General features: G+C 69.5%; 4 protein-coding genes. All 4 read left to right on the top strand.

What is annotated here, in order from left to right; genetic code table 11:
• Positions 1-444 (top strand): ABC transporter permease (locus CLG85_RS26985; RefSeq protein ID WP_260350375.1); only part of this gene is annotated, 444 nt, incomplete at its 5' end.
• Positions 437-724 (top strand): hypothetical protein, encoded by a 288-nt coding sequence (locus tag CLG85_RS26980; protein ID WP_260350374.1) that lies wholly within the window; start codon positions 437-439, stop codon positions 722-724. The genes CLG85_RS26985 and CLG85_RS26980, both read left to right, overlap by 8 nt.
• Positions 717-1,574 (top strand): sulfate ABC transporter permease subunit CysW, encoded by an 858-nt coding sequence (gene cysW, locus CLG85_RS26975; protein WP_260350373.1) that lies wholly within the window; start codon positions 717-719, stop codon positions 1,572-1,574. The genes CLG85_RS26980 and cysW overlap by 8 nt, the downstream gene beginning before the upstream one ends.
• 14 nt (positions 1,575-1,588) lie before the next feature.
• Positions 1,589-2,091, top strand: a 503-nt coding sequence (locus CLG85_RS26970) for a sulfate/molybdate ABC transporter ATP-binding protein (protein ID WP_260350372.1), incomplete at its 3' end; no start/stop codon positions are given.

Here is a 2,091-nt window from a genome sequence, read left to right as displayed (position 1 = left end):
CCCTTCGGAATCAGCATCGCCTACACCGAGGTCGGGATCTGGCTGGCGCTGGTCTTTGTCGGGCTGCCCTTCGTGGTGCGCACCGTCCAGCCGGTGATCGACGAGATCGACCCGGAATGGGAGGAAGCCTCGGCCACACTCGGCGCCTCGCGGCTGCGCACGCTGCGACGGGTGGTGCTGCCGGTGCTGACACCCTCGCTGATGACCGGCTTCGCGCTGGCGCTGGCGCGCTCGGTCGGCGAGTTCGGCTCGGTCATCTTCATCGCCGGCAACCTGCCGGGCAAGACCGAGATCGCGCCGCTGCTGATCGTCATTCGGCTCGAGGAATACGACTACGACGCGGCCGCCGCCATCGGCCTCGCCATGCTCGGCATCTCGTTTGCGATGCTGCTCTTCATCAACGCCACACAGGTCTGGACCCGCAGGAGGATCGGCCATGTCTGACCAAAACCCCTCTCGCCCGAGCCTGCCCTGCGCCTGCCGCGGCACGGTGCGGACGCGCAGCCTGCCCCCCGGCAGCGGCTTTGCCATCGGCGGTACCTTCGGCGCGCTCGGCCTCGCCACCGCGCTGGTGCTCTGGAACGCGGGCGCGCCGCTCTGGGTGGTCCTGCTCGTCTATATGACCCTTCCCGGAACGCTGCTTGCCGCGCTCTTCCTCGCCACCCGTCCCCTGCCACCACGGACCCGAGTGCGCAGCCTGCGCGAGGAGAACCGCCATGTCTGAGGCCAGCCTGCCCCACCGCGTCACCACCGAGACGCCGCCGGTCCGCGCCCTGCTCACCCTCGCGGTTCTGGCTCTGACCCTGGTGCTGCTGATCGCGCCGCTCGCCGTGGTCTTTGCCGAGGCGCTGCGCGAGGGCCTCGGCGCCGCGCTCGCCTCGCTGACCGAGCGTGACGCCTGGTCGGCGATCCGGCTCACCCTGCTGGTTGCCGCGGTTTCGGTGCCCCTGAATGCCATCGTCGGCCTCGCCGCCGCCTGGGCCATCGCCAAGTTCGACTTTCGCGGCAAGGCGGTGCTGATCACCCTCATCGACCTGCCCTTCTCGGTCTCGCCGGTGGTCGCGGGCCTTGCGCTGGTGCTGCTCTACGGCACCCACGGCTGGCTCGGGGCCTGGCTGCAGGCGCATGATCTCAGGATCGTCTTCGCCTTCCCCGGCCTCTTGCTGGCGACGCTGTTCATCACCTTCCCCTTCGTTGCCCGCGAGCTCATCCCGGTGATGACCGAGCAGGGCCGCGCCGAGGAAGAAGCCGCGCTCACCCTAGGCGCCTCGGGCTGGCACATGTTCCGCACCGTGACCCTGCCCAATGTCCGCTGGGCGCTGCTCTACGGCGTGCTGCTCTGCAACGCGCGCGCCATGGGAGAGTTCGGCGCGGTGGCGGTGATCTCGGGCAAGATCCGCGGCCAGACCACCACCATGCCGATCATGATCGAGATGCTCTACAACGAGTATCTCTCGGTCGCCGCCTTCTCGATGGCGGCGCTCTTGGCCGCGCTCGCACTGCTCACCCTTGCCCTCAAATCCCTGCTGGAATGGCGCCACGCGGACCTGCTGTCCGCCACCCGCCGTCATTGACCCCGGAGAAAGCCATGCACATCGACATCGACGAGATCTCCAAGAGCTTCGGTACGACGATCGCGCTGCACCCCGTCTCGCTCGCGATCCCCTCGGGCGCGATGGTCTCGCTGCTCGGCCCCTCGGGCTCGGGAAAGACCACGCTGCTGCGCATCCTCGCCGGACTCGAGCAGCCGAGCGCCGGACGGGTGCTGCTCGACGGAAAGGATGCCACCGGCACCCCGGTGCAGCAGCGCCGCACCGGCTTCGTGTTCCAGAGCTACGCGCTCTTCCGCCACATGACGGTCTTCGAGAACATCGCCTACGGGTTGCGCGCCCGGCCGCACCGGAGCCGCCCAAGCGGCGCCGAGATCACCCGCCGCGTCGAGCGCCTGCTCGAGCTCATCCAGCTGCCGCAGATCGCCGCGCGTTACCCCAGCCAGCTCTCGGGCGGTCAGCGCCAGCGGGTCGCACTGGCCCGGGCGCTGGCCACCGAGCCGCGCATGCTGCTGCTCGACGAGCCCTTCGGTGCGCTCGA

The organism is Alloyangia mangrovi (assembly GCF_002300555.2).
Classification (GTDB): Bacteria; Pseudomonadota; Alphaproteobacteria; order Rhodobacterales; family Rhodobacteraceae; genus Salipiger; species Salipiger mangrovi.
This window is presented reverse-complemented; position numbering and strand designations above follow the sequence as displayed.

Coding starts and splice junctions, on each gene's coding strand:
- CLG85_RS26980 (WP_260350374.1), top strand. CDS start 437: ATGTCTGACCAAAACCCCTCTCGCCCGAGCCTGCCCTGCGCCTGCCGC.
- cysW (WP_260350373.1), top strand. CDS start 717: ATGTCTGAGGCCAGCCTGCCCCACCGCGTCACCACCGAGACGCCGCCG.